At 47.5% G+C, this 23,478-nt stretch carries 35 protein-coding genes; 1 reads left to right on the plus strand and 34 read right to left on the minus strand.

The window, feature by feature from the left end; genetic code table 11:
• Window positions 1–49 precede the first annotated feature (49 nt).
• From rplQ to rnr, 30 genes are all read right to left on the minus strand, one after another.
• Window positions 50–436: a 50S ribosomal protein L17 gene (rplQ, locus tag MKA69_RS02885; protein ID WP_001216360.1), complete on the minus strand. Its 387-nt coding sequence runs from the start codon at window positions 434–436 to the stop codon at window positions 50–52.
• A 26-nt stretch (window positions 437–462) separates the two neighbouring features.
• The gene (gene rpoA, locus MKA69_RS02890; protein WP_001162087.1) at window positions 463–1,455 is read right to left on the minus strand and encodes a DNA-directed RNA polymerase subunit alpha; all 993 of its coding nucleotides are present in this window, start codon (window positions 1,453–1,455) and stop codon (window positions 463–465) included.
• A 24-nt stretch (window positions 1,456–1,479) separates the two neighbouring features.
• A complete protein-coding gene (gene rpsD / locus MKA69_RS02895; protein WP_000135214.1) occupies window positions 1,480–2,100 on the minus strand; it encodes a 30S ribosomal protein S4 in 621 nt (206 codons plus the stop codon).
• A gap of 27 nt (window positions 2,101–2,127) precedes the next feature.
• Window positions 2,128–2,517, minus strand: coding sequence for a 30S ribosomal protein S11 (gene rpsK / locus MKA69_RS02900; protein WP_001118870.1), 390 nt, complete (start codon window positions 2,515–2,517; stop codon window positions 2,128–2,130).
• 19 nt (window positions 2,518–2,536) lie between these two features.
• Window positions 2,537–2,893: a 30S ribosomal protein S13 gene (gene rpsM, locus MKA69_RS02905; RefSeq protein WP_000090771.1), complete on the minus strand. Its 357-nt coding sequence runs from the start codon at window positions 2,891–2,893 to the stop codon at window positions 2,537–2,539.
• A gap of 149 nt (window positions 2,894–3,042) precedes the next feature.
• On the minus strand, window positions 3,043–3,156 hold the full coding sequence (rpmJ, locus tag MKA69_RS02910; RefSeq protein ID WP_000868186.1) for a 50S ribosomal protein L36: 114 nt from the start codon (window positions 3,154–3,156) through the stop codon (window positions 3,043–3,045).
• Between the two features lie 38 nt (window positions 3,157–3,194).
• The gene (gene secY / locus MKA69_RS02915; RefSeq protein ID WP_000101597.1) at window positions 3,195–4,529 is read right to left on the minus strand and encodes a preprotein translocase subunit SecY; all 1,335 of its coding nucleotides are present in this window, start codon (window positions 4,527–4,529) and stop codon (window positions 3,195–3,197) included.
• 20 nt (window positions 4,530–4,549) lie between these two features.
• Entirely contained in the window at window positions 4,550–4,984 is a 435-nt protein-coding gene (rplO, locus tag MKA69_RS02920) for a 50S ribosomal protein L15 (protein ID WP_000926114.1), read from the minus strand.
• 5 nt (window positions 4,985–4,989) lie between these two features.
• Window positions 4,990–5,166: a 50S ribosomal protein L30 gene (rpmD, locus tag MKA69_RS02925; RefSeq protein WP_000201159.1), complete on the minus strand. Its 177-nt coding sequence runs from the start codon at window positions 5,164–5,166 to the stop codon at window positions 4,990–4,992.
• 6 nt (window positions 5,167–5,172) lie between these two features.
• On the minus strand, window positions 5,173–5,676 hold the full coding sequence (gene rpsE, locus MKA69_RS02930; protein ID WP_001040926.1) for a 30S ribosomal protein S5: 504 nt from the start codon (window positions 5,674–5,676) through the stop codon (window positions 5,173–5,175).
• A gap of 14 nt (window positions 5,677–5,690) precedes the next feature.
• Complete coding sequence (rplR, locus tag MKA69_RS02935; protein WP_000358092.1) at window positions 5,691–6,044, minus strand: 50S ribosomal protein L18; 354 nt, start codon at window positions 6,042–6,044, stop codon at window positions 5,691–5,693.
• Between the two features lie 9 nt (window positions 6,045–6,053).
• The gene (gene rplF, locus MKA69_RS02940) at window positions 6,054–6,587 is read right to left on the minus strand and encodes a 50S ribosomal protein L6 (RefSeq protein ID WP_000091925.1); all 534 of its coding nucleotides are present in this window, start codon (window positions 6,585–6,587) and stop codon (window positions 6,054–6,056) included.
• A gap of 14 nt (window positions 6,588–6,601) precedes the next feature.
• A complete protein-coding gene (gene rpsH / locus MKA69_RS02945; protein ID WP_000062614.1) occupies window positions 6,602–6,994 on the minus strand; it encodes a 30S ribosomal protein S8 in 393 nt (130 codons plus the stop codon).
• A gap of 29 nt (window positions 6,995–7,023) precedes the next feature.
• Window positions 7,024–7,329: a 30S ribosomal protein S14 gene (gene rpsN, locus MKA69_RS02950; RefSeq protein ID WP_001118926.1), complete on the minus strand. Its 306-nt coding sequence runs from the start codon at window positions 7,327–7,329 to the stop codon at window positions 7,024–7,026.
• 17 nt (window positions 7,330–7,346) lie between these two features.
• The gene (gene rplE / locus MKA69_RS02955) at window positions 7,347–7,886 is read right to left on the minus strand and encodes a 50S ribosomal protein L5 (protein ID WP_001096208.1); all 540 of its coding nucleotides are present in this window, start codon (window positions 7,884–7,886) and stop codon (window positions 7,347–7,349) included.
• Between the two features lie 24 nt (window positions 7,887–7,910).
• On the minus strand, window positions 7,911–8,228 hold the full coding sequence (gene rplX, locus MKA69_RS02960; RefSeq protein ID WP_000729176.1) for a 50S ribosomal protein L24: 318 nt from the start codon (window positions 8,226–8,228) through the stop codon (window positions 7,911–7,913).
• A gap of 12 nt (window positions 8,229–8,240) precedes the next feature.
• Window positions 8,241–8,612 (minus strand): 50S ribosomal protein L14, encoded by a 372-nt coding sequence (gene rplN / locus MKA69_RS02965; RefSeq protein ID WP_000615540.1) that lies wholly within the window; start codon window positions 8,610–8,612, stop codon window positions 8,241–8,243.
• Window positions 8,613–8,774: 162 nt separating this feature from the next.
• The gene (gene rpsQ, locus MKA69_RS02970) at window positions 8,775–9,029 is read right to left on the minus strand and encodes a 30S ribosomal protein S17 (protein WP_001280802.1); all 255 of its coding nucleotides are present in this window, start codon (window positions 9,027–9,029) and stop codon (window positions 8,775–8,777) included.
• A complete protein-coding gene (rpmC, locus tag MKA69_RS02975; protein ID WP_000647192.1) occupies window positions 9,029–9,220 on the minus strand; it encodes a 50S ribosomal protein L29 in 192 nt (63 codons plus the stop codon). The genes rpsQ and rpmC overlap by 1 nt, the downstream gene beginning before the upstream one ends.
• Window positions 9,220–9,630: a 50S ribosomal protein L16 gene (gene rplP / locus MKA69_RS02980; RefSeq protein WP_000941216.1), complete on the minus strand. Its 411-nt coding sequence runs from the start codon at window positions 9,628–9,630 to the stop codon at window positions 9,220–9,222. Before rplP ends, rpmC begins: the two co-directional genes overlap by 1 nt.
• An 11-nt stretch (window positions 9,631–9,641) precedes the next feature.
• Window positions 9,642–10,346, minus strand: coding sequence for a 30S ribosomal protein S3 (gene rpsC / locus MKA69_RS02985; protein WP_000529941.1), 705 nt, complete (start codon window positions 10,344–10,346; stop codon window positions 9,642–9,644).
• A gap of 19 nt (window positions 10,347–10,365) precedes the next feature.
• Window positions 10,366–10,698: a 50S ribosomal protein L22 gene (rplV, locus tag MKA69_RS02990; RefSeq protein WP_000387269.1), complete on the minus strand. Its 333-nt coding sequence runs from the start codon at window positions 10,696–10,698 to the stop codon at window positions 10,366–10,368.
• 10 nt (window positions 10,699–10,708) lie between these two features.
• Window positions 10,709–10,987 (minus strand): 30S ribosomal protein S19, encoded by a 279-nt coding sequence (gene rpsS, locus MKA69_RS02995; RefSeq protein ID WP_001138114.1) that lies wholly within the window; start codon window positions 10,985–10,987, stop codon window positions 10,709–10,711.
• Window positions 10,988–11,007: 20 nt separating this feature from the next.
• Window positions 11,008–11,832, minus strand: coding sequence for a 50S ribosomal protein L2 (gene rplB / locus MKA69_RS03000; protein ID WP_001018909.1), 825 nt, complete (start codon window positions 11,830–11,832; stop codon window positions 11,008–11,010).
• Between the two features lie 16 nt (window positions 11,833–11,848).
• Window positions 11,849–12,151, minus strand: a complete 303-nt coding sequence (rplW, locus tag MKA69_RS03005) for a 50S ribosomal protein L23 (protein WP_000617540.1) — start codon at window positions 12,149–12,151, stop codon at window positions 11,849–11,851.
• Window positions 12,148–12,750, minus strand: a complete 603-nt coding sequence (rplD, locus tag MKA69_RS03010) for a 50S ribosomal protein L4 (RefSeq protein ID WP_000422344.1) — start codon at window positions 12,748–12,750, stop codon at window positions 12,148–12,150. The genes rplW and rplD overlap by 4 nt, the downstream gene beginning before the upstream one ends.
• A gap of 16 nt (window positions 12,751–12,766) precedes the next feature.
• On the minus strand, window positions 12,767–13,396 hold the full coding sequence (rplC, locus tag MKA69_RS03015; protein ID WP_000579660.1) for a 50S ribosomal protein L3: 630 nt from the start codon (window positions 13,394–13,396) through the stop codon (window positions 12,767–12,769).
• A 14-nt stretch (window positions 13,397–13,410) separates the two neighbouring features.
• Window positions 13,411–13,722: a 30S ribosomal protein S10 gene (gene rpsJ / locus MKA69_RS03020; protein ID WP_001181007.1), complete on the minus strand. Its 312-nt coding sequence runs from the start codon at window positions 13,720–13,722 to the stop codon at window positions 13,411–13,413.
• A gap of 441 nt (window positions 13,723–14,163) precedes the next feature.
• Window positions 14,164–14,904, minus strand: a complete 741-nt coding sequence (rlmB, locus tag MKA69_RS03025) for a 23S rRNA (guanosine(2251)-2'-O)-methyltransferase RlmB (RefSeq protein ID WP_000064144.1) — start codon at window positions 14,902–14,904, stop codon at window positions 14,164–14,166.
• 7 nt (window positions 14,905–14,911) lie between these two features.
• Window positions 14,912–17,377 carry a ribonuclease R gene (gene rnr, locus MKA69_RS03030; RefSeq protein WP_055043512.1) on the minus strand — a complete coding sequence of 822 codons (2,466 nt, stop codon included), beginning with the start codon at window positions 17,375–17,377 and terminating at the stop codon, window positions 14,912–14,914.
• 182 nt (window positions 17,378–17,559) lie between these two features.
• Here rnr and MKA69_RS03035 point away from each other — a divergent pair, with 182 nt between their 5' ends.
• Window positions 17,560–19,389: a DUF3413 domain-containing protein gene (locus tag MKA69_RS03035; RefSeq protein ID WP_305847477.1), complete on the plus strand. Its 1,830-nt coding sequence runs from the start codon at window positions 17,560–17,562 to the stop codon at window positions 19,387–19,389.
• 40 nt (window positions 19,390–19,429) lie between these two features.
• Here MKA69_RS03035 and MKA69_RS03040 read toward each other — a convergent pair whose 3' ends face one another.
• The 4 genes from MKA69_RS03040 to slyD form a co-directional block, all read right to left on the minus strand.
• Window positions 19,430–20,065: a tetratricopeptide repeat protein gene (locus MKA69_RS03040; protein WP_000776943.1), complete on the minus strand. Its 636-nt coding sequence runs from the start codon at window positions 20,063–20,065 to the stop codon at window positions 19,430–19,432.
• Between the two features lie 208 nt (window positions 20,066–20,273).
• The gene (locus MKA69_RS03045) at window positions 20,274–21,572 is read right to left on the minus strand and encodes an adenylosuccinate synthase (RefSeq protein WP_000527937.1); all 1,299 of its coding nucleotides are present in this window, start codon (window positions 21,570–21,572) and stop codon (window positions 20,274–20,276) included.
• Between the two features lie 141 nt (window positions 21,573–21,713).
• A complete protein-coding gene (locus MKA69_RS03050) occupies window positions 21,714–22,694 on the minus strand; it encodes an isoaspartyl peptidase/L-asparaginase family protein (RefSeq protein WP_305847478.1) in 981 nt (326 codons plus the stop codon).
• A gap of 165 nt (window positions 22,695–22,859) precedes the next feature.
• A complete protein-coding gene (gene slyD / locus MKA69_RS03055) occupies window positions 22,860–23,471 on the minus strand; it encodes a peptidylprolyl isomerase (RefSeq protein WP_305847479.1) in 612 nt (203 codons plus the stop codon).
• Between the last annotated feature and the right edge of the window lie 7 nt (window positions 23,472–23,478).

A 23,478-nucleotide genomic window follows, 5' to 3' on the forward strand; every position in this document is an offset into this window, starting at 1 on the left:
AAATAAAAAAGCCGGGCTAGCCCGGCTCTTTTATTGCATGACGAACTGATTACTCAGCAGCAGCTTCAACAGCAGCTTCTGGGCGATCAACAAGCTCAATGTATGCCATTGGAGCTTTGTCACCTGCACGGAAACCACACTTCAGAATACGAGTGTAGCCGCCTTGACGTGCAGCGAAACGTGGACCTAGTTCGTTAAACAGTTTTGCTACCACTTCGTTATCACGAGTGCGAGCAAATGCTAGACGACGGTTAGCAACACTGTCAGTCTTAGCTAGTGTAATCAAAGGCTCAACGACGCGACGCAGCTCTTTCGCTTTTGGCAAAGTAGTCTTGATAACTTCATGACGTACTAGAGAGCTAGCCATGTTGCTGAACATCGCTTTGCGATGACTGCTGTTGCGGTTGAGTTGACGACCACTCTTACGATGGCGCATGACCTAATCCTTCTAACTAATATCGATTAATCTTCAGCGATTGACGCTGGTGGCCAGTTTTCTAGACGCATGCCCAGAGACAGACCACGTGATGCAAGCACGTCTTTAATCTCTGTAAGAGATTTCTTACCAAGGTTTGGCGTTTTAAGAAGCTCAACCTCAGTGCGCTGTACCAGATCACCGATGTAGTGAATCGCTTCTGCTTTCAAACAGTTAGCAGAGCGAACTGTTAGTTCAAGATCGTCTACAGGACGCAGTAGGATCGGATCGAATTCTGGCTTCTCTTCCTTCTCCTCAGGTACACGTACATCACGAAGATCTACGAACGCATCCAATTGCTCAGCAAGAATTGTTGCTGCGCGACGGATTGCTTCCTCAGGCTCAAGAGTACCATTCGTTTCCATATCGATAACGAGCTTATCCAAGTCAGTACGCTGCTCAACACGAGCTGCTTCAACAGAGTAGGCAATTTTGTCTACAGGGCTGAAAGTAGCATCAACAAGCAAACGACCGATAGGACGCTCATCTTCTTCAGTATGGATACGGGCAGAAGCTGGAACATAACCACGACCACGTTCTACTTTGATACGCATAGCGATCGCAGCATTGTCAGATGTTAAATGACAAATTACGTGTTCAGGGTTTACGATCTCTACATCACCGTCATGGGTGATGTCACCTGCAACCACAGGGCCCGAGCCTGATTTGTTCAGTGTAATGAACACTTCATCTTTGCCTTCGGCAACGCGAACAGCCAGCCCTTTCAGGTTCAAAAGAATCTCAAGGATATCTTCCTGAACACCTTCTTTGGTGCTGTACTCGTGAAGAACGCCTTCAATCTCTACTTCAGTCACAGCACAACCTGGCATTGAAGATAGAAGAATACGGCGAAGTGCATTACCCAGAGTATGGCCGAAACCACGCTCTAACGGCTCAAGAGTTACTTTTGCGTGTGTCGTGCTGATTTGTTCGATATCAACAAGACGTGGCTTAAGAAATTCTGTTACAGAACCCTGCATTGTGTCCTCTCTTTAGTTTAAACCTTACTTAGAGTAAAGCTCGACGATCAATTGTTCGTTGATGTCAGCAGACAGATCAGAACGCTCAGGCAGACGCTTGAATGTACCTTCCATCGTGTTTACATCGACTTCAATCCAAGTTGGTTTTTCGCGTTGTTCAGCAACTTCTAGAGCTGCTTTGATGCGAGATTGCTTTTTCGCTTTCTCACGAATTGCAACAACGTCGTTAGCCGCAACATTGAAAGAAGGAACGTTTACTACTTTACCGTTCACTAGGATAGCTTTGTGGCTAACCAGCTGACGTGCTTCAGCGCGAGTTGCACCAAAACCCATACGGTAAACTACGTTATCCAGACGACCTTCCAGAAGCTGAAGCAGGTTTTCACCTGTGTTGCCTTTCAGGCGAGCAGCTTCTTTGTAGTAGTTACGGAATTGTTTTTCTAAAACGCCATAGATACGACGAACTTTTTGCTTCTCACGAAGCTGAACGCCATATTCAGACAGACGACCGCGACGAGCGCCGTGTACGCCTGGTGCGTTATCAATTTTACACTTGGTATCAATCGCACGAACGCCTGACTTAAGGAACAAGTCAGTACCTTCGCGGCGGCTAAGCTTCAGCTTAGGACCCAAATATCTTGCCATGATCTTTCTCCAATCTTCCTAGAAACGTTAAACGCGACGTTTCTTCGGTGGACGACAACCGTTATGAGGGATTGGTGTAGCATCAACGATGTTCGTGATACGGAAACCAGCTGCATTCAGAGCGCGAACAGTAGATTCACGACCTGGACCAGGACCCTTAACCATAACCTCTAGGTTCTTTAGGCCGTATTCTTTAGCCATTTCAGCACAACGCTCAGCAGCAACCTGTGCAGCGAACGGAGTAGACTTACGAGAACCGCGGAAACCAGAACCACCAGCGGTAGCCCAAGCAAGAGCATTACCTTGACGGTCCGTAATGGTTACGATTGTGTTGTTGAAAGATGCGTGGATATGCGCTACGCCATCAGCAACTTGCTTGCGTACACGCTTACGTGCGCGAGTTGGTTGTTTAGCCATTGTACTCTACCCTTCCCGATTATTTCTTGATCGGCTTACGCGGACCCTTACGGGTGCGAGCGTTGGTTTTAGTACGCTGTCCACGTAGTGGTAGACTGCGACGATGACGAAGACCACGGTAACAACCAAGATCCATTAGGCGCTTGATGTTCATGGAAACTTCACGACGTAGATCACCCTCTACAGTGTACTTAGCTACACCATCACGCAGTTGATCGATCTGCTCTTCAGTTAGTTCACTGATCTTAACACTCTCAGCAATACCCAGATCAGCTAAGATAGCTTTTGAACGGGTTTTACCGATACCGTAGATCGCCGTTAGAGCGATTACAGCATGTTTATGATCAGGAATGTTAATGCCTGCTATACGGGCCACTATGCACTCCTAGTACTTTCATCAAAGAATTACCCGCAACAAAGCCCGTCGAGGATACGTTGCGGTATACTACTTCTTTTGCACGCAAAAGGTAGGCCGAGGAATATACTCGACACTACCTTAATTTTCAAGTAAAAAATTTCTGCTAATTAGCCTTGGCGCTGCTTGTGCTTTGGCTCACTGCAAATCACGCGAACGACACCGTTACGCTTGATAACTTTACAGTTACGGCAGATTTTTTTAACGGAAGCACGAACTTTCATTGCTAAACTCCGTAAATCTATCTGAACTGCCTGCCGTATTAACGGCCGTAGCCTTTCAGATTTGCTTTTTTCAACACAGACTCATATTGATGAGACATCAAATGGGTCTGTACCTGTGCCATAAAGTCCATGATCACGACAACTACAATCAGTAGTGATGTGCCGCCAAAGTAGAAACGTACGTTCCACGCGACCATCATGAACTCAGGGATCAGACAGATAAAAGTAATATACAGTGCGCCCGCGAGGGTTAAACGTGTCATTACTTTATCGATGTATTTCGCTGTCTGTTCACCTGGGCGGATACCGGGTACGAATGCACCAGACTTCTTCAAGTTATCTGCTGTTTCACGCGGGTTAAACACCAACGCGGTATAGAAGAAACAGAAGAAGATAATCGCCGCTGCATAAAGCATTACATACAGAGGCTGGCCTGGGCTCAAAGCCAAAGACACATCAGTTAGCCAACCGAATGTGCTGCTTTCACCGTTCTGACCAAACCACTGCGCCAATGTTCCTGGGAACAGGATAATGCTTGACGCAAAAATCGCAGGAATCACACCAGCCATGTTGATTTTCAACGGCAAGTGAGTGCTTTGTGCTGCGAACACTTTACGACCTTGTTGACGCTTCGCGTAGTTAACAACGATACGACGTTGACCACGCTCCATGAAAACAACGAAGTAAATCACAGCAAAAGCGAGTACTGCGATTAACAGCAGAAGAAGTACATGCAGTTCACCTTGACGCGCTTGCTCGATTGTTTGACCGATCGCCTTAGGCAATCCAGCAACAATACCTGCGAAAATCAGTATCGAAATACCGTTTCCAATTCCACGCTCTGTAATTTGTTCACCTAACCACATTAGGAACATGGTACCGGTTACTAAACTCACGGTCGCAATCAGGGTAAACATGGTTTGGTCGATAACGACCAGATTGTTGACCATGTTTGGTAAGCCTGTTGCGATACCAATTGCTTGGAATGTTGCAAGTACAAGCGTGCCGTAGCGCGTATATTGGCTGATCTTACGACGGCCTGCTTCACCCTCTTTCTTGAGTTCCGCTAACGCTGGATGAACTACAGTCAACAACTGAACAACAATTGATGCCGAAATATACGGCATGATGCCCAGTGCGAATATAGATGCACGCGAAAGAGCACCACCAGAGAACATATTAAACATTTCAATGATGGTGCCTTTTTGCTGTTCGAACAAATCGGCAAGTACAGCAGCGTCAATACCAGGAATCGGCACAAAAGAGCCGGCTCGGAATACTAAAAGTGCACCAATTACGAAGAATAAGCGCGACTTTAGTTCACTTAAGCCGCTCTGAGCACTACGAAAATCTTGTCCTGGTTTTCTAGCCATCTGTACCTCAATCCTCGAGATTATTCCTCGATTTTACCGCCTGCAGCTTCGATTGCAGCTTTAGCGCCTTTAGTCACGCGTAGACCTTTTACAGTCACTGCTTTGTTGATCTCGCCAGAAAGAACGATTTTTGCAAACTCAATGTTTTTAGTAACAAGGTTTGCCGCTTTCAGAGCGTTCAGATCAACTACGTCACCAGTTACTTTCGCCAGTTCAGACAGACGAATTTCAGCAGACACAAAGCTCTTACGAGAAGTGAAACCGAATTTTGGTAGACGTTGTTTCAGAGGCATTTGACCGCCTTCAAAACCTGGACGTACTTTGCCGCCAGAACGTGACTTTTGACCTTTGTGACCACGGCCACCAGTTTTACCAAGGCCTGAACCGACACCACGACCTAAACGCTTAGGAGCATGTTTAGAACCCGCAGCCGGTGATAGAGTATTCAATAACATTATGATTACTCCTCAACTTTAACCATGTAGTAAACCTTGTTGATCATGCCACGAACACATGGCGTATCTTCAAGTTCTACTGTGTGGTTGATTTTACGAAGACCTAAACCGCGCAGTGTAGCTTTATGCTTTGGTAGGCGACCAATTGAGCTTTTAGTTTGAGTTACTTTAATAGTTGCCATGTGTTCTTACTCCGAAATCGCTTCAACAGTTAGACCACGTTTAGCAGCAACCATTTCTGGTGACTTAACGTCTACTAGCGCATCAATCGTTGCACGAACGATGTTGATTGGGTTAGTAGAACCGTACGCTTTAGACAAAACGTTGTGTACACCAGCAACTTCAAGTACTGCACGCATCGCACCACCTGCGATAACACCAGTACCTTCTGCAGCAGGCTGCATGTAAACTTTAGAGCCCGAATGGCGACCTTTCACTGGGTGGTGAAGAGTACCTTCGTTCAGCGCGATCGTAACCATGCTACGACGTGCTTTTTCCATTGCTTTTTGGATCGCAGCAGGTACTTCACGGGCTTTACCGTAACCGAAACCTACACGACCGTTACCGTCACCAACTACAGTCAGTGCAGTAAAGCTCATGATTCGACCACCTTTAACCGTTTTAGAAACGCGGTTAACTGCGATTAATTTTTCTTGCAAATCATTCGCTTGAACTTGTTGTTCTTTAGCCATCTTCCAACCCTACCTTAGAATTTCAGACCAGCTTCGCGAGCAGAATCTGCTAGCGCTGCTACTCGACCGTGGTATTGGAAACCAGAACGATCAAACGCAACTACAGTTACGCCTTTTTCAAGTGCGCGCTCTGCAACAGCTTTACCCACTGCTTTCGCTGCATCGATGTTACCGGTGTATTTCACTTGCTCACGGATCGCTTTTTCTACAGTAGAAGCGGCGGCGATAACCTCAGAGCCATTAGCTGCAATCACTTGTGCGTACACGTGACGAGGAGTACGGTGTACTACTAGGCGAGTTGCACCCAGTTCTGCAATCTTACGACGTGCACGTGTAGCACGACGGATGCGAGATGCTTTCTTATCCATAGTGTTACCTTACTTCTTCTTAGCTTCTTTACTACGCACATTTTCATCTGCGTAACGAATACCTTTGCCTTTGTAAGGCTCAGGCGCGCGGTAAGAACGAATGTCAGCCGCAACTTGACCAACTACTTGCTTGTCGCAACCAGTTAGGACAATTTCAGTTTGGCTTGGACATTCTGCTTTAACACCCGCTGGCAGCTCGTGCTCAACAGGGTGAGAGAAACCCAGAGTCAGGCCTACAGCGTTGCCTTTCATAGCAGCACGGTAACCAACACCCTTCAGAACGAGTTTCTTAGTAAAGCCTTCAGTAACACCAACAACCATGTTCTTAACTAGAGCACGTGCAGTACCTGCTTGTGCCCATGCATTGGCTACGCCTTCACGTGGACCAAAAGTCAGTTGGTTGTCTTCTTGTGCGATCACTACGCCTTTGTGGAAAACGCGAGAAAGTTCGCCTTTAGCACCTTTGATAGTGATCTCTTGGCCGTTCAGTTTCACCTCTACGCCAGCTGGAATAGCGACAGGTGCTTTAGCAACACGAGACATGTTCTACTCCTTAATTATGCTACGTAGCAAATGATTTCACCGCCAAGACCTGCTTTACGAGCAGCGCGGTCTGACATCAGACCCTTGGAAGTGGAAACGACAGCAACGCCTAGACCACCCATTACAGATGGCAGCTCGTCTTTCTTCTTGTAAACACGAAGACCTGGACGAGAAACGCGTTTGATTTGCTCGATTACTGGTTTTGCTTGGAAATACTTAAGAGTGATTTCCAGCTCTGCTTTCACTTCGCCTTCAACAGCGAAATCAGCGATATAACCTTCTGCTTTCAGAAGTGCAGCAATTGCAACTTTCAGCTTTGAAGAAGGCATTTTTACAGCAACTTTGTTTGCTGCCTGACCGTTACGAATGCGGGTCAGCATATCCGAAATCGGATCTTGCATGCTCATAAACTTTACTCCAAATGATTAAGTGGCAATTACCAGCTAGCCTTACGAAGTCCTGGAATCTCGCCTTTCATGCAAGCTTCACGAACTTTAATACGGCTTAGACCGAACTTACGTAGGAAACCGTGTGGGCGACCAGTTTGGTTGCAACGGTTACGCTGACGAGAACGACTTGAATCACGTGGAAGAGATTGCAGTTTAAGAACCGCGTTCCAACGATCTTCTTCAGATGCGTTTACATCGCTGATGATAGCTTTCAGTGTTGCACGCTTTTCAGCGAACTGAGCTACCAGCTTCGCACGTTTTTCTTCACGTGCTTTCATTGATTGTTTAGCCATAACAGTAACCCTTCACCTTACTTACGGAATGGGAAGTTAAAGGCAGCCAGCAGAGCACGGCCTTCCTCATCGGTACCAGCGGTAGTCGTGATAGTGATATCAAGACCGCGTACACGATCGACTTTATCGTAGTCGATTTCCGGAAAGATGATTTGCTCGCGAACGCCCATGCTGTAGTTACCGCGACCGTCAAAAGACTTGCCGTTAACACCGCGGAAGTCACGTACACGTGGTAGAGCGATAGAAATCAAACGCTCCAAGAAATCCCACATGCGTTCGCCACGCAAGGTTACTTTACAACCAATTGGGTAGCCTTCACGAATTTTGAAACCAGCTACAGATTTGCGCGCTTTAGTGATCAGTGGCTTTTGGCCAGAGATGATCGCCATATCAGACGCAGCGTTTTCTAGTAGTTTCTTATCGTTGATTGCTTCACCAACGCCCATATTGAGGGTGATTTTCTCAATTCTAGGGACTTGCATGACGCTTGTGTAACTGAACTGTTTGGTCAGCTCAGCGACTACAGACGACTTGTAGTAATCATGCAGTTTCGCCATAGTAGAACTCCAAATTACTTCTAATTAGTTAGAAACGATTTCGTTGTTAGATTTAAAGAAACGAACTTTCTTACCATCTTCGAAACGGAAACCGATGCGGTCTGCTTTACCAGTAGCTGCGTTGAAAATCGCAATGTTAGAAACGTCGATCGCTGCTTCTTGCTCAACGATGCCACCTTGGACACCCATTGCAGGAACAGGTTTCTGATGTTTCTTAACTAGATTGATACCTTCAACGATAACTTTACCAGTTGCCAGAACCTTAGTTACTTTACCTTTCTTGCCTTTGTCTTTCCCAGCAAGAACGATTACTTCGTCATTTTGACGGATTTTAGCTGCCATTGTTGCCGCTCCTTACAGAACTTCTGGAGCCAGTGATACAATCTTCATGAATTTCGCATTACGAAGTTCACGAGTCACTGGACCAAAGATACGTGTACCGATAGGTTGCTCACTGTTGTTGTTCAACAGAACGCAAGCATTACGGTCGAAGCGAATGACAGAACCGTCTGGACGACGTACGCCTTTACGGGTGCGAACTACCACCGCCTTTAATACATCACCTTTTTTTACTTTACCGCGAGGAATTGCTTCCTTAACAGTAACTTTGATGATGTCGCCAACGTGGGCGTAACGACGGTGAGAGCCACCCAGAACCTTAATACACATTACGCTGCGAGCGCCTGAGTTATCAGCTGCATCCAGCATAGTTTGCATTTGGATCATGTTAGTGCTCCGCTAAATATTAAAAAAACTAGACCCATCTCGGGTCGGGCTGCCTCTTTAAAGGGACGCGAATTGTACCACCCTTTTTTTTGATTGGGTAGTCAAAAAACAAGCGGCTCCAAAAATAATTGGAGCCGCCTGATTTGCGAGAAAGAGTGGAGATTAGATCTTCGCTTTTTCTACAATTTTCACCAGAGTCCAAGACTTAGTCTTAGACAATGGACGACATTCACGAATTTCAACGGTGTCGCCAATGCCACACTCGTTGTTTTCGTCATGTGCGTGTACTTTAGTCGTGCGCTTAACGAATTTACCGTAGATAGGGTGCTTCACCATGCGCTCGATAGCAACAACGATAGACTTGTCCATCTTGTCGCTAACAACACGACCTAGTTGAGTACGAATTTTGTCGCTCATTATGCGCCTGCCTTCTCAGTCAAAACAGTTTTCACACGTGCGATATCACGGCGTACAGCTTTCAGAGTATGAGTCTGCTGCAGTTGACCAGTCGCAGCTTGCATGCGCAAGTTGAACTGTTCTTTCAGCAAATTCAGTAGCTCAGAGTTCAGCTCTTCAACGCTCTTTTCGCGTAGATCTTGTGCTTTCATCACATCACCTGCTTAGTTACAAATGTAGTCTTGAATGGCAGTTTGCGAGCCGCTAGGCGGAACGCTTCACGTGCCAATTCTTCAGGTACACCATCAACTTCGTACATAACCTTACCAGGTTGGATTTGGGCTACCCAGTACTCAACGTTACCTTTACCCTTACCTTGACGAACTTCTAGTGGTTTTTCAGTGATTGGCTTGTCTGGGAACACACGGATCCAGATTTTACCTTGACGCTTGATATGACGCGTCATAGCACGACGTGCTGCTTCGATTTGACGAGCAGTCAGACGACCACGGCCAATAGCTTTAAGACCAAAAGAGCCGAAGCTTACTTCAGTGCCTTTTGCGAGACCACGGTTACGACCAGTCTGAACCTTACGGAACTTAGTACGTTTAGGTTGTAGCATCTGTCGACTCCTTACTTACGGCCTTTACGCGGCTTCTTGTTAGGCTTGTCAGCCTTTGGCTCTGCAGCTTCAGTTGCTGCTGGCATACCGCCCAGGATCTCACCTTTGAAGATCCAGACTTTAACGCCGATTACACCGTAGGTGGTGTGAGCCGAAGAAGTTGCGTAATCAATGTCAGCACGCAGAGTGTGTAGAGGTACACGACCTTCACGGTACCACTCTGAACGAGCGATTTCAGCGCCGCCTAAACGACCGCTTACTTCCACTTTGATACCTTTAGCGCCTAGGCGCATTGCGTTTTGTACTGCGCGCTTCATAGCACGACGGAACATTACGCGACGCTCTAGTTGAGACGCGATGCTATCAGCCACAAGCTGACCATCCAGCTCAGGCTTACGTACTTCAGCGATGTTGATTTGCGCTGGTACGCCAGCAATTTTTGCTACTGCTGCACGCAGTTTTTCAACGTCTTCGCCTTTCTTACCGATAACAACACCTGGACGAGCAGTGTGAATAGTCACACGGATGCTTTTCGCAGGACGTTCGATAACGATGCGTGACAGAGACGCGTTTGCCAATTCCTTAGACAGGTATTGACGTACCTTGAAGTCGCCGTCTAGGTTGTCAGCGAAATCTTTGGTGTTAGCAAACCATGTAGCATTCCAAGGCTTAACGATGCCTAGACGAATACCATTTGGATGTACTTTCTGACCCATTGCTTACTCTCCTAGTCTCTTAGCGATCTGCGACAACCACAGTAATGTGGCTTGAACGCTTCAAGATACGATCCGCACGGCCTTTAGCACGAGGCATAATACGCTTCATGACTGGGCCCTCATCTACGAAGATTTTAGCGACACGTAGATCGTCGATGTCTGCACCTTCGTTGTGCTCTGCGTTCGCGATTGCAGATTCCAGAACTTTCTTAACCAGTTCAGCCGCTTTTTTGTTGCTGAAGGTCAGAAGTTCTAGCGCTTGATCCACAGATTTACCGCGGATTTGGTCTGCAACTAAGCGAGCTTTCTGAGGAGAAATACGAGCAAAGTTATGTTTAGCGATAGCTTCCATCATTTACCCCTTATTTCTTCTTAGCTTTCTTATCCGCAGCGTGACCGCGGTAAGTACGAGTAGGTGCAAATTCGCCCAATTTGTGACCGATCATCTCGTCAGTTACGAAAACTGGAACGTGTTGACGACCATTATGGACAGCGATGGTCAAACCGATCATTGTTGGAATGATCATTGAACGACGGGACCAAGTCTTAATAGGCTTTTTGTCTCCGCTTTCCACCGCTTTCTCTACCTTCTTCAGCAAGTGTAGGTCAATAAATGGACCTTTCTTGAGAGAACGTGGCATGGCTTATCCTCTTAAATAGATTACTTATTACGACGACGTACGATGTACTTGTCAGTGCGTTTGTTACTACGTGTCTTGTAGCCTTTGGTTGGAACGCCCCAAGGAGATACTGGGTGACGACCACCAGAAGTACGGCCTTCACCACCACCGTGTGGGTGATCAACCGGGTTCATTACCACACCGCGAACGGTTGGACGAACACCACGCCAGCGCGCTGCACCAGCTTTACCTAGTTCACGCAGCATGTGCTCAGCGTTGCCTACTTCACCGATAGTTGCACGGCCTTCAGACAGCACTTTACGCATTTCACCAGAACGTAGACGGATAGTTACATAAGCACCGTCACGAGCTACTAGTTGCGCGTACGCACCAGCAGAACGAGCCAGCTGTGCACCTTTTCCTGGAGTCAATTCAACGTTGTGGATAGTTGAACCAACTGGGATGTTGCGCATCGGCATTGCGTTACCCGCTTTAATCGGCGCATCAGGGCCAGATTGGATAACGTCACCAGCACGCAGACCTTTCGGTGCAATGATGTAACGACGCTCACCGTCTGCGTACAGAACTAGAGCGATGTTTGCACTACGGTTTGGATCGTATTCTAGACGCTCAACTTTCGCTGGGATACCGTCTTTAGTACGTTTGAAGTCAACCAAACGGTAGTGTTGCTTGTGGCCACCACCGATGTGACGTACTGTGATACGACCGTTGTTGTTACGACCACCGTTCTTAGAGTTTTTCTCTAGAAGAGGGGCGTATGGCTTACCCTTGTGCAGGTCAGCGTTAACAACTTTAACAACGTGACGACGACCAGCCGAAGTCGGCTTACATTTAACAATAGCCATTTTTCAACTACTCCTGTTATTCCGCGCCGCCAACGAAGTCAAGATCTTGACCTTCATTCAAAGTCACGTACGCTTTTTTCACGTCTGAACGACGGCCTTGGCGCAGACCTTGACGCTTGGTCTTACCCTTGATGATCAGGGTATTTACAGACTTAACTTCAACTTCAAATAGCTTTTCTACAGCTGCTTTGATCTCTTTCTTAGTGGCATCTTTTGCTACTTTGAAAACGATAGTGTTCGCTTTCTCAGCAGACATAGTTGCTTTTTCAGAGATGTGCGGAGCACGTAGAACTTTTAGTAGACGCTCTTCACGGATCATGCCAGCATCTCCTCAACTTGCTTAACTGCAGCAGCAGTCATAAGAACCTTGTCAAATGCGATCAGGCTTACTGGGTCGATACCAGTTACGTCACGCACGTCAACTTTGTACAGGTTACGCGCAGCTAAGAACAGATTCTCGTCTACTTCGCCAGTAACGATGAGAACATCGTTCAGCTCAAGTTCTTTTAGCTTAGCTACCAGAGCTTTGGTCTTTGGAGCTTCAACAGAGAAGTTTTCAACAACGATCAAACGCTCTTGACGAACTAGCTCAGACAGAATGCTCTTCATAGCACCACGGTACATTTTTTTGTTTACTTTTTGGCTGTGATCTTGTGGTTTCGCAGCAAAAGTAACACCACCTGTACGCCAGATTGGGCTACGGATTGTACCAGCACGTGCACGGCCAGTACCTTTTTGACGCCATGGCTTAGCGCCACCGCCAGAAACTTCTGAACGTGTCTTTTGAGCACGAGTACCTTGACGAGCACCTGCTGCATAAGCAACAACTACTTGGTGTACAAGAGCTTCGTTGAACTCACGTCCGAAAGTAGTTTCGGAAACAGTTAGTGCGTTAGCACCTTTAACCATCAATTCCATTACTTACTCCTAGACGTTACGCTTTAACAGCTGGTTTGACGATCACGTTACCGCCAGTTGCGCCTGGGACTGCACCTTTAATAAGAAGCAGATTGCGCTCAGCGTCAACACGTACGATCTCTAGGTTTTGAGTCGTTACACGCTCAGCACCCATGTGACCTGCCATTTTTTTGCCTTTGAACACGCGACCTGGAGTTTGACATTGGCCAATTGAACCCGGTGCACGGTGAGACAATGAGTTACCGTGAGTCATATCTTGAGTACGGAAGTTCCAACGCTTAACAGCGCCTTGGAAACCTTTACCTTTAGATGTACCAGTAACGTCTACTTTTTTTACTTCGTTGAACAGTTCAACAGTCAGTTCAGAACCTACTGCAAACTCTTCACCGTTTTCCAAACGGAATTCCCAAAGACCGCGACCAGCTTCTACACCCGCTTTCGCGAAGTGGCCAGCTTCTGGCTTAGTAACACGGTTAGCTTTCTTAGAACCAGCAGTTACTTGGATTGCAGCGTAGCCGTCAGTTTCAAGAGTTTTCACTTGAGAAACGCGGTTTGCTTCAACTTCAACAACAGTTACTGGAATAGAAACGCCGTCTTCAGTAAATACGCGGGTCATGCCCACTTTACGACCGATTAGACCAATCATTCTTCTAATCTCCCTTAACCTAGGCTAATTTGTACGTCAACGCCCGCAGCAAGGTCTAGACGCATCAGAGCATCAACAGTTTTGTCTGTTGGTTCAACGATGTCGATTAGACGTTTGTGAGTACGGATTTCGTACTGATCACGAGCATCTTTGTTAACGTGTGGAGAGATAAGAACAGTGAAACGCTCTTTACGAGTTGGCAGTGGGATTGGACCACGAACCTGTGCGCCAGTGCGCTTAGCTGTTTCAACGATTTCCGCTGTAGAAGCATCGATCAGTTTGTAATCGAAAGCTTTCAGGCGGATACGGATACGTTGGTTCTGCATGAGACAGAGCTCCAATATTAAAAAATTACACAAACAATATCGCCACTCAAACTCGTCAAGACGAGAGAATGCCGATTGATTTATGTGAAACCGTAGCATCCAAGATTAGGACGCATTGTCAGCTAATAGGTGATTAACCTGAACTATCGCAAGATAGTGAAAGCTAAATTTTTATTAACTGCGAACATAAGCTGAGTATACATTACCTAACCTATCAATAAGATGGGTCAGCTCCTCGCTGCTCATTGGTTCACAACTGGCTTAACCAGTGCGGGGCATTATACCGATCACAGTTTCAGTTGCAAGGGATGTCTGAAAAATAAACGGAATTAAATCCAGTCGCTGGCTTGATGAAGCCAATCTTAGCTTAGATAGGAAGAACGAAGAAAAAACAAACGGGCACTTTCGTGCCCGTTATTTTGTGTAGCGACAGTAAGCTTATCAATTCGCCATGCGTTGGCGCACGGCTTCAAACAAGCAGATACCACAAGCAACAGAAACGTTGAGGCTAGAGACACTCCCAGCCATCGGGATTTTAATCAGTCCATCACACGTTTCGCGGGTTAAACGACGCATACCATCCCCTTCTGCGCCCATGACGATAGCCAGAGGCCCAGTCAGTTTGCTTTGGTAGATGTCATGAGTCGCTTCACCGGCGGTACCAACAAACCATACGCCCTTTTCTTGCAACGCACGCATTGTGCGCGCTAAGTTGGTGACGCGCACGAGCGGTACGGTTTCTGCCGCGCCACACGCCACTTTACTTACGGTTGCGGTCATTGGTGCCGATTTGTCTTTCGGTACAATGACTGCTGCAACACCTGCTGCATCAGCATTACGCAGGCAAGCACCTAAGTTGTGTGGATCAGTCACTCCGTCCAACACCAGCAGCAGTGGCTGTTCATGCTGAGCGAGGATATCGTCAAGATCATTTTCATTGAGTTGACGAGCGGGTTTAACACGGGCAATCAGTCCTTGATGGTTTGCGCCTTCCGCTTTGTCATCCAGCGCTTTACGGCTCATCTCTTGAATTGAAACACCGAGGCGCATCAGTTCGTTGAGCACAGGTAGCAGGCGATCATCCTGACGACCTTTTAGCACATACGCTTCGACAAAACGCGCGGGATCGCGTTGCAATACCGCGTTCACTGCGTGGATGCCATAAATCAATTCGTTACTCATGTTTTACCTATTTGGTTTTGTCTCGTGCTTTGCTGGTTTTCTTACGAGCTTGGTCTTTACGTTTTTTCGGCGCTTTGGTCTTTTTCGGCTTAGCCCGACCTTCACCCTCTGGGTGACGTGTTGCTTCTGCCTGTGGTTTAGCCTGTAATTTCACCGGTGCTTTACCGCGGCCGCCTTTGGTTGCAGCCTCTTTTTTACCTTGCGCTTTGGCTCTGGCTTCTTCGGCTCGTTTCTTCGCCGTTTTACCTTGGCCGCGTAGCTTACGACTTGTTTCAACCAATTCAAAGTCAATTTGACGATCGTCCAAGTTTACCGCTAGCACTTTTACTTTCACCGCATCGCCAAGGCGGTAGATGGCACCAAAGCTTTCCCCCACCAGACGCTGACCAATCGGATCGTAGTGGTAGTAGTCGTTAGCCAGAGTCGAAATGTGTACCAGGCCGTCAATGTGCAGCTCAGTGAGACGGACAAAGAAGCCGAAACTGGTGACGTTCGCGACCACGCCTTCTAATTCTTCACCCACATGATCTTGCATGTACTCGCATTTGAGCCAGTCTGAGACTTCGCGTGTGGCATCATCAGCGCGGCGCTCAGTCATGGAGCACTGCTCACCGTAGAAGTCCATGTCATCGAAGGAGTAGTGATAACCGCCTGTTGGTGTCCAACGGTCTTGGTTATGCCCTTCATGCTTAGCAATCAAGTATTTGATCGCTCGATGCAGCAGCAAATCCGGATAACGACGGATTGGCGACGTAAAGTGCGCGTAGCGTTTCAACGCCAAGCCAAAGTGACCCGCGTTATCCGCGTTATACACCGCTTGCTTCATGGAACGCAGCAGCATGGTTTGGATCAGTTCTTTGTCCGGACGCTCGCCGATTTGTTTCATCAGATTCGCGTAATCGGTCGGTGACGGCTCAAGTCCACCAGAGAGATCCAATCCCAACTCACCGAGGAAATCACGGAAGCCCGTTAAACGTTCTTCACCTGGTGGCTCATGGACACGGTACAACGCCGCTTCTTTCGCTTTCTCCACCAAAGAGGCAGAGGCAATGTTGGCGAGGATCATACACTCTTCAATCAGCTTGTGAGCATCGTTACGGATCACAGGCTCAATGCTTTCGATTTTACGCTCAGCATTGAAGATGAATTTGGTTTCCACCGTTTCAAACTCAATGGCACCACGCTCATCACGTGCGCCCTTGAGCACTTGATACATTCTATGCAGCTCTTCAAGATGCGGAACCAGCGCTTTATAGCGCTCACGCAGCTCTTCATCTCCTTCGAGGATTTCGTGCACTTTGGTGTAAGTCAGACGAGCGTGTGAATTCATCACCGCTTCATAGTGTTTGTAGCCAGACAGTTTACCGGTTTCCGATATTGTCATTTCACACACCATACACAAGCGATCCACTTGTGGGTTGAGTGAACAGAGGCCGTTCGACAGCACTTCAGGCAGCATTGGGACAACTTGCGATGGGAAGTAAACCGAATTACCGCGATTGATCGCCTCTTTATCCAGAGCCGTATCAGGTCGTACGTAATAACTCACATCGGCAATCGCCACCCATAAACGCCAGCCGCCCCCTTTTTTCGCTTCACAATACACTGCATCATCGAAGTCGCGGGCATCTTCACCATCGATAGTCACCAATGGCAAAGCGCGCAGATCAACACGACCTTGCTTGGCTTCTTCAGGCACTTCTTCACCTAGCCCAGCAACTTGCTGTTCAACTTCAGCTGGCCATTCATGAGGAATTTGGTGTGTACGAATCGCAATTTGAGTTTCCATACCCGGCGCCATATTTTCGCCAAGCACTTCCACCACTTTCCCCATCATGCCGCGATTGCGCGTGCCACGCTCGGTAATTTCGATCACCACCACATTACCCATACGCGCTCCGGCACGTAAATCATTCGGGATCAAAATGTCATGGTGAATCCGTGAGTCATCCGGCACTACGTAGGAATAACCATATTCAAAAAAGAAACGCCCAACGATTTGGCCATTGCGTTCTTCTAAAATGCGCACCAAACGCCCTTCTTTGCGGCCACGTTTATCGGTACCGCTTGGTTGCACTAAGACATAATCACCATGGATTAGCGTACGCATCTGATGATGAGGTAACAGGATATCGCCTTCTTTATTGAGGCTTCCTTCTGGACGTACCCAGCCATGGCCATCTTTGTGGCCAATCACATAGCCTTTCACCATTTCTAACTTTTCTGGCAAGGCATAGCATTGGCGGCGTGTGAACACCAGTTGGCCATCTCGCTCCATTGCCCGCAGGCGGCGACGCAACCCTTCATATTGCTCTTCACCTTCTAGTTTGAGGGCTTCGAACAGATCGTTGCGATTCATGGGAACATTGGCTTGGGTTAAAAATTCGAGAATGTACTCACGACTCGGAATTGGATTGTCATAATTGTCGGCTTCGCGATCAGCGAAAGGATCGAGATGTGTGGTATCAGACATAGGCAGACCTGCTTATCTAGGAAGGTGTTAGTTATATCCTACTGCGTTGTCACTACTAACAACTAATGACAACGCACAGAACCAGTTCATCATTCTAGGTAATGTGACTTGAGTCAACTTTTAAGTTATTATTTGCAACGATTTTGCTGTCCAACCAATCCCATTTGCTACGGGGATTCCACATGTTATTGATGATAAAAAAGAATATTCAGTGGCTTTTTAGTCACTTTATTTTGAACGCCGTTTTATTGAGTTTGTTAGGTCTGCCTTATCTGAAATGGATGGAGGTCAGCTCTGACAACACAACGGCGTATAGTTATCTTATGACCACTCAGTTTGGCTGGTTTGGGTTATTTGCTTTTGCCATCACACTCAGTTCACTTACTCTGGCTTGGTTACCGAGTCGGCTGCTACATGGTATTGTTTTTGTGGTTTCTTGGGTTGTCAGCATTTTGTTGATGGTCGATATTGAAGTGTATCAGCAGTACCGTTTCCATCTCAGTGGTTTTGTGTGGGATCTACTGCTGCATGGCGGACAACAAGTGATCAGTGTTTCTTGGTACACGCTGGTTATCGCTAGCCTGATCGTACTGGTTATTGGTTTTGCACAGTGGCTCATCATGAAACTGGCACAACATGTACAACGTTCACGCTTAATTGGAATGGCCTGCGGTCTGTGGCTACTGGCTCTACTGAGCAGCCAAATGATTCATGCATGGAAAGATGCCACTTACGACAGCGAAATTCCAAGCTACAGCTACCACTGGCCGCTCTATTATCCTTTAACGGCTAAGCGCTTTTTCAATCAACTGGGTGTTGTCGATGCACAAGCGGCTCGTCGTCAGCAAGTGGATTTTCATGCCCCAACCAGTAGCGCTTTAAACTACCCTCTGCGCCCACTACGCATTGAGCCACCCGTACAGCGACCAAATATTCTAGTGATTGGTATCGATGCTTGGCGTTTTGATGATGCCAATCGCGATGTGACACCCAACATTGCCCATTTTGGACAGCAAGCGACGCGCTTTACACATCACTTGAGTGGCGGCAACTCAACGCAGGCGGGGTTATTTAGTCTGTTTTATGGATTACCTGCCACTTATTGGGAGAAATTCCAAACCAGCCAAACTCGCCCACTATTGATGCAAGCGCTCGCTGATCTTAATTATCAGTTTGCGATTTATGGCTCGGCCCCTCTCAATAGCCCACCGTTTGACCGAACCATATTCAGCCAAATCCCGCAACTACGTACAATCACACCTGGAGATAATTCGCCTCAGCGTGACCTGCGCATCACAGAGGATTTTCTAACCTTTTTAAACCAGCGCGATCGTAGCCAGCCTTACTTTGGTTTTCTGTTTTACGATTCAGCGCATGCGGCAGATTTTCCAACCTCGATGACACCGCCTTTCACCCCTTATTGGGAGCGGGTGGATCACATTAAACTCAATAATGGCTTTAACCCAGAGCCGTATCATAATCGCTATCGCAATGCACTCTACTATGTAGATTCGTTGATCGGTAAAGTGCTCAATGAGCTAAAAGCCCGCAATGAGCTGAACAATACTATCGTGATCATCACTTCTGACCATGGTGAGGAGTTTAATGATAACCAGCAAAATTATTGGGGACATGGCAGTAACTACAGCATGGCGCAAGTTCACGTACCTCTGTATATCTATATTCCAGAGAAAGAAGGGAGTGTTCTTACCCATAAAACTACCCATCTCGATGTGGCACCTATGCTGATGCAAGACGTCTTAGGGGTTCAGAACCCACTTAATGAATTCACGTTAGGATATCCGCTTTGGCAAGCAAGTCCGCAGAGAGAATGGACGATTATCGGCAGTTACTTTAACTATGCTTTGGTGAGTGATAAGGAAATATTGGTCAGCTACCCGAGTGGCCGAGTGGAGGCCTTAAATGCCGAACTAGTACCGGAGAAGGTGCGGCAGATTTCTAGCCAGCAGATTATGCAAGCACTGCAGGAAATGCGTCAGTTTTTACGCTAATAACTTTTACACTAAAAAATCTGCGTTCTGGTAAAGCACTTTACCAGAACGTTTCTCGACGTTTTGCTCGCGCGATGATGTTTTCTGGCATGCGGCGCTCCAACCCCTGTCGAAGCAGGGCAATACGATTGTGCATACGCTGATCGGCGGTCACGGAATTGTATAACCAGCGATAGGCGTCTTCATAATCCAGCGGACTACCGTAATCACGCAATAACAGCTCAGCAAGCTGAATACGTGCATTCAAGTTACCCATCGCTGCGGCTTCACGCAGATAAGGAATGGCGCGCTCTTTATCTTGTTGAACTAGCGTACCACGCGAGTAGTATCGCCCAAGTTGCTCTAATGCCGCTGGCAAACCTTGATGCGCCGCATTCTCCATATAATAGAGGCCAAGCTCAACATCCTGATCAACGCACACGCCCCACGCCAGCATATCGCCATACAGAAACTCATACGAGGGCAGACTGATACGCGTCGCACGCGCGACAATATCTTCCACAATCTGGCAATTATCGGCTTTTACGCGCTCAAGATGCTTATTTTCTTCAATCAGTTTGATTAGCTCAGCTTCCGAATAGATAGGCACTGGCTCTCCTAAATCCGCCGCATAAGCAGGATTGTACGAGGAGTGCCATGCAAGCAATAAGGAAGCGGCTACCGTTCGTAGCTTCATACCTACACTCTTACATAACACCGGCAGCCACGACGTGCCGCATTGCACGTTGACCCGGTTCGCTCTCTATATCGGCATTCCATGCTATCGCTTTAGGCTTGTTTATCGTTTTGCGGCAACTTTTTGCCACAGGCGCACAAAATACCACCAACAGTATGGCAAAAAAAAGCCGACTCAGTGAGTCGGCTTATTGTTTTTTATCTCAAGATCACGCGCTGAATGGGTGAACTTTAATGATCGTTTCGTTACGATCTGGGCCAGTAGAAATGATATCTACCGGAACGCCAGTCAGCTCTTCGATACGCTTGATGTAATCCAGTGCTGTCTGTGGCAATTCAGCCAGAGTTTTTGCACCGAAAGTTGTTTCAGACCAACCAGGCATAGTTTCGAAAATTGGCGTCACGTTTTCAAATGCGTCAGCTGCCATTGGTGAAACTTCAGCAATAGAACCGTCAGGCATTTGGTAACCAGTACAGATCTTGATCTCTTTCAGACCATCTAGAACGTCCAGTTTCGTCAGGCAGAAGCCGGTTACTGAGTTGATTTGAATCGCACGGCGCATTGCCACTGCATCAAACCAGCCACAACGACGCTTACGACCTGTGGTTGCACCAAACTCATGGCCTTTAGTGCCTAGGTGATCGCCCACTTCGTCAAACAGTTCAGTAGGGAATGGACCTGCACCAACACGAGTACAGTACGCTTTCGCGATACCTAGAATGTAACCTAGGTGACGAGGACCGAAACCAGAACCCGCAGCAACACCACCCGCTGTGGTGTTTGAAGACGTTACATATGGGTAAGTACCGTGGTCGATATCCAGCAGTGTACCTTGCGCGCCTTCGAACATGATTTTATCGCCACGTTTACGCGCTGCATCCAGCTCGTTAGTCACGTCGATAACCATAGAAGTCAGCAGCTCTGCATAACCTTTAGCCTGCTCCAGTACCGCTTCGTAGCTTACTGGTTCTACTTTGTAGAAGTGCTCAAGTTGGAAGTTATGGAATGCCATGACTTCTTGCAGTTTCTCAGCAAAAGAAGCCATGTCGAATAGGTCGCCAACACGCAGACCACGACGAGCCACTTTGTCTTCATACGCAGGGCCGATACCACGACCCGTCGTACCGATTGCTTTCTTGCCACGAGCGGCTTCGCGCGCTTGGTCAAGAGCAACGTGGTATGGCAGGATCAGAGGACAAGCTTCAGAAATGAAAAGACGCTCACGAACAGGAACACCACGATCTTCAAGACCAGACATTTCTTTAAGCAATGCTTCTGGTGAAAGTACCACACCGTTACCGATGATACATTTCACGTTGTTGCGAAGAATACCGGATGGAATTAAGTGAAGAACGGTTTTTTGACCGTCGATTACTAGAGTGTGACCTGCGTTATGTCCGCCTTGGTAGCGAACCACGTATTTTGCATCTTCAGTTAAAAGGTCTACGATTTTACCTTTACCTTCGTCACCCCATTGGGTGCCAAGAACGACTACGTTATTACCCATCTTTCCAAGTCTGATTGCTAGTTAAAAAAGGATTCTAGCACCGAATTTGAATCCTTGCAGTCATTTTTTAAGCATGAAAAATTCATATAAAACGACCTTGAAAATCCATTCGGTTATTAGTAAACGATAATCAGGAATCGATTATTCGTCAGCATAAATTTTCACACTGAATTGACCATGACGATCAACACAAGCGCGATACATGCCAGAGCTGTTCATGGCAAAGTGAATATCACCCCGCTTGTCGATAGCAATTAACCCGCCTTCGCCCCCCACCGTTTTTAGTTCGCCTTGCACGACAGTTTCACAGGCAGTATGTACATCTTCTTTGAGATAACGCATTCGCGCCGCCACATCTCCTGCCACCGCATAACGAATGAAATACTCCCCCATTCCAGTGCATGAGATGGCAACATTGCCGTTTTCAGCGATGGTTCCAGCTCCGATCACGGGGGAATCTCCCACCCGTCCAAAACGCTTGTTGGTGATCCCACCCGTACTGGTCGCCGCCGCCAAATTGCCCTGTTGATCCAGCGCCACCGCGCCTACCGTGCCAAATTTCTTATCATCGGGATATTCACTTGGTGACTCTTGCTTGGCGGCGTCAGATTGATAGGACGCTTCTGAAAGCGCAAAGCGAGCTTGCTGCTTCATGTTTTGCAACTGTTCATAACGGCGTTCAGTGAAGAAATAGTCTTGCTCTGTGTACACATGGCCTTGTTGGAAAGCAAACTGCTCTGCCCCTTCGCCGATCAAAAAAACATGCTCACTATGACGCAGCACATCGCGCGCGAGTTGAATCGGGTTTTTAATGTGGCGCACGCCCGCTATCGCCCCCGCTTCACGCATTGCACCATGCATGACTGAGGCATCCATTTCCACCATTTCATTGTGAGTCAGTACCGATCCTTTGCCTGCATTAAACAAAGGAGAATCCTCCAATACCGTCACCGCAGCAACGACTGCATCCAATGCATCCGCACCTTGTGTCAGCAATTGATGCCCGGCTCGCACGGCCTGTTCTAAGGTGTTAAGGATGTCCGTGCGCAATGATTCACTCATCTGCTCACGCAAAATCGTGCCTGCACCACCATGAATGGCAATCGCAAAAGGCTGTGTCATAACTTCTTTTCTCCAGCGGAGTTAACCACTTCATTGCTTTTAGATGATTGGCGTATAGTGCCTGAATCAGCAATAAAAAAGCGCTAACCGGATCGCGGTTAGCGCTTTTCAAACCGAACGTAGTACGCGAATAGCGTATTACTTAGGCATCAATGGATTCACTAATTAGTGAGAACCACAGCTACCGCCGCCACAGCAGCCGCCTTCTTTTTTGCCGTGACCATGGTGTTCGTGACCGTGGCTTTCGCCACCGCAGCAACCGCCTTCATGATCATGGTCGTGATCGTGGTCATGACCACCACAGCAGCCACCACCTTGGTGGATATGGCCGTGAGCCATTTCTTCTTCTGTTGCTGCACGAACTGCAACCACTTCAACGGTGAAAGTCAGTGATTGGCCAGCCAGCATGTGGTTACCATCAACCACGACTTCATCGCCATCCACTTCAGTGATTTCAACTGGGATTGGACCTTGGTCAGTATCCGCGAGGAAACGCATACCCACTTCAAGCTCATCAACGCCTTGGAACACTTCAGCTGGAACACGCTGTACAAGATCTTCGTTGTGCTCGCCGTACGCATCTTCCGGTGCGATCGTTACAGTGAACTTATCGCCAGCCACTTTGCCTTCCAGCTCACGCTCAAGACCTGAGATCAGGTTGTTGTGGCCGTGCAGGTAATCCAGTGGCGCATCAACAGTAGACTGATCCACTACCACGCCATCTTCGATAGTCAATTGGTAAGCAAGACTTGCTACCGTGTTTTTTTCAATTTTCATAACTGCT

The sequence above is a fragment of the Vibrio sp. AH4 genome (genome assembly GCF_030710545.1).
Taxonomy (GTDB): domain Bacteria; phylum Pseudomonadota; class Gammaproteobacteria; order Enterobacterales; family Vibrionaceae; genus Vibrio; species Vibrio metoecus.

Bases quoted from the DNA above. Each gene is read 5' to 3' on its own strand.
- rplQ (WP_001216360.1), bottom strand. From the start codon at position 436: ATGCGCCATCGTAAGAGTGGTCGTCAACTCAACCGCAACAGCAGTCAT.
- rpoA (WP_001162087.1), bottom strand. From the start codon at position 1,455: ATGCAGGGTTCTGTAACAGAATTTCTTAAGCCACGTCTTGTTGATATC.
- rpsD (WP_000135214.1), bottom strand. From the start codon at position 2,100: ATGGCAAGATATTTGGGTCCTAAGCTGAAGCTTAGCCGCCGCGAAGGT.
- rpsK (WP_001118870.1), bottom strand. From the start codon at position 2,517: ATGGCTAAACAACCAACTCGCGCACGTAAGCGTGTACGCAAGCAAGTT.
- rpmJ (WP_000868186.1), bottom strand. From the start codon at position 3,156: ATGAAAGTTCGTGCTTCCGTTAAAAAAATCTGCCGTAACTGTAAAGTT.
- secY (WP_000101597.1), bottom strand. From the start codon at position 4,529: ATGGCTAGAAAACCAGGACAAGATTTTCGTAGTGCTCAGAGCGGCTTA.
- rplO (WP_000926114.1), bottom strand. From the start codon at position 4,984: ATGTTATTGAATACTCTATCACCGGCTGCGGGTTCTAAACATGCTCCT.
- rpmD (WP_000201159.1), bottom strand. From the start codon at position 5,166: ATGGCAACTATTAAAGTAACTCAAACTAAAAGCTCAATTGGTCGCCTA.
- rpsE (WP_001040926.1), bottom strand. From the start codon at position 5,676: ATGGCTAAAGAACAACAAGTTCAAGCGAATGATTTGCAAGAAAAATTA.
- rplR (WP_000358092.1), bottom strand. From the start codon at position 6,044: ATGGATAAGAAAGCATCTCGCATCCGTCGTGCTACACGTGCACGTCGT.
- rplF (WP_000091925.1), bottom strand. From the start codon at position 6,587: ATGTCTCGTGTTGCTAAAGCACCTGTCGCTATTCCAGCTGGCGTAGAG.
- rpsH (WP_000062614.1), bottom strand. From the start codon at position 6,994: ATGAGCATGCAAGATCCGATTTCGGATATGCTGACCCGCATTCGTAAC.
- rpsN (WP_001118926.1), bottom strand. From the start codon at position 7,329: ATGGCTAAACAATCAATGAAAGCACGTGAAGAAAAACGTGCGAAGCTG.
- rplE (WP_001096208.1), bottom strand. From the start codon at position 7,886: ATGGCGAAACTGCATGATTACTACAAGTCGTCTGTAGTCGCTGAGCTG.
- rplX (WP_000729176.1), bottom strand. From the start codon at position 8,228: ATGGCAGCTAAAATCCGTCAAAATGACGAAGTAATCGTTCTTGCTGGG.
- rplN (WP_000615540.1), bottom strand. From the start codon at position 8,612: ATGATCCAAATGCAAACTATGCTGGATGCAGCTGATAACTCAGGCGCT.
- rpsQ (WP_001280802.1), bottom strand. From the start codon at position 9,029: ATGAGCGACAAAATTCGTACTCAACTAGGTCGTGTTGTTAGCGACAAG.
- rpmC (WP_000647192.1), bottom strand. From the start codon at position 9,220: ATGAAAGCACAAGATCTACGCGAAAAGAGCGTTGAAGAGCTGAACTCT.
- rplP (WP_000941216.1), bottom strand. From the start codon at position 9,630: ATGCTACAACCTAAACGTACTAAGTTCCGTAAGGTTCAGACTGGTCGT.
- rpsC (WP_000529941.1), bottom strand. From the start codon at position 10,346: ATGGGTCAGAAAGTACATCCAAATGGTATTCGTCTAGGCATCGTTAAG.
- rplV (WP_000387269.1), bottom strand. From the start codon at position 10,698: ATGGAAGCTATCGCTAAACATAACTTTGCTCGTATTTCTCCTCAGAAA.
- rpsS (WP_001138114.1), bottom strand. From the start codon at position 10,987: ATGCCACGTTCTCTCAAGAAAGGTCCATTTATTGACCTACACTTGCTG.
- rplB (WP_001018909.1), bottom strand. From the start codon at position 11,832: ATGGCTATTGTTAAATGTAAGCCGACTTCGGCTGGTCGTCGTCACGTT.
- rplW (WP_000617540.1), bottom strand. From the start codon at position 12,151: ATGATCCGTGAAGAGCGTCTACTAAAAGTTCTACGTGCTCCGCACATC.
- rplD (WP_000422344.1), bottom strand. From the start codon at position 12,750: ATGGAATTGATGGTTAAAGGTGCTAACGCACTAACTGTTTCCGAAACT.
- rplC (WP_000579660.1), bottom strand. From the start codon at position 13,396: ATGATTGGTCTAATCGGTCGTAAAGTGGGCATGACCCGCGTATTTACT.
- rpsJ (WP_001181007.1), bottom strand. From the start codon at position 13,722: ATGCAGAACCAACGTATCCGTATCCGCCTGAAAGCTTTCGATTACAAA.
- rlmB (WP_000064144.1), bottom strand. From the start codon at position 14,904: ATGAGTAACGAATTGATTTATGGCATCCACGCAGTGAACGCGGTATTG.
- rnr (WP_055043512.1), bottom strand. From the start codon at position 17,377: ATGTCTGATACCACACATCTCGATCCTTTCGCTGATCGCGAAGCCGAC.
- MKA69_RS03035 (WP_305847477.1), top strand. From the start codon at position 17,560: ATGTTATTGATGATAAAAAAGAATATTCAGTGGCTTTTTAGTCACTTT.
- MKA69_RS03040 (WP_000776943.1), bottom strand. From the start codon at position 20,065: ATGAAGCTACGAACGGTAGCCGCTTCCTTATTGCTTGCATGGCACTCC.
- MKA69_RS03045 (WP_000527937.1), bottom strand. From the start codon at position 21,572: ATGGGTAATAACGTAGTCGTTCTTGGCACCCAATGGGGTGACGAAGGT.
- MKA69_RS03050 (WP_305847478.1), bottom strand. From the start codon at position 22,694: ATGACACAGCCTTTTGCGATTGCCATTCATGGTGGTGCAGGCACGATT.
- slyD (WP_305847479.1), bottom strand. From the start codon at position 23,471: ATGAAAATTGAAAAAAACACGGTAGCAAGTCTTGCTTACCAATTGACT.